Source organism: Arthrobacter sp. H35-D1, assembly GCF_030063185.1.
Lineage (GTDB): Bacteria > Actinomycetota > Actinomycetes > Actinomycetales > Micrococcaceae > Specibacter.
Window position 1 is genome coordinate 1 of record NZ_JASISP010000085.1, and the last position, 637, is coordinate 637.

1 pseudogene is annotated in these 637 nt (G+C 62.8%); it reads left to right on the forward strand.

Going from position 1 to position 637, the window contains the following annotated elements:
• Positions 1-26: 26 nt before the first annotated feature.
• Positions 27-637, forward strand: a pseudogene (locus QMG25_RS20400) (DDE-type integrase/transposase/recombinase); the annotation flags it as partial.

The window sequence follows — 637 nt, forward strand, 5'->3', positions numbered from 1 at the left end:
CAAACCAATCCAGGAAGAGGCTCTATATGAAGTCTGACGGAGAAATCATGGAAATTCTTGAAGCGTATGATCACACGCAGTCGTTTCGCGCCGCCGCTGTTCTCGCGGGCTGTTCGCACCACACCGTTGCCAAGCATGTCGCCGCCCGGGATGCCGGGCGGCCGTTGGCGGAACCGGTGGCCAGGGACAAGGTCACCGATGAGTATCTGCCCGTGATCGAGGAACTGGTGGAAAAGACGCGGGGCCGGATCCGGGCCGATGTCACCCACCAGAAGCTGGTGGGCATGGGCTATGAGGGCTCGGAGCGTTCCACCCGCCGCGCAGTGGCCCAGGTCAAGGCGGCGTGGAAGCTCGGGCGGGTGCGCGTGCACCGGCCGTGGGTAACCCAGCCTGGCGGCTGGTTACAATATGATTTCGGAGACGGACCCTACATTGACGGCGTGAAGACGGTGTTGTTCGTTGCCTGGCTGGCTTGGTCACGCTTCCGGATTGTCATCGCTTTGCGGGACCGGACGGCGCCATCGGTGTTCGCGGCCCTGGATAGGTCTTTCCGCATCGCTGGCGGGGCGCCCACTTATGTCCTGACGGATAACGAAAAGACGGTGACGGTTTCACATGTGGCCGGGGTGCCGGTGCG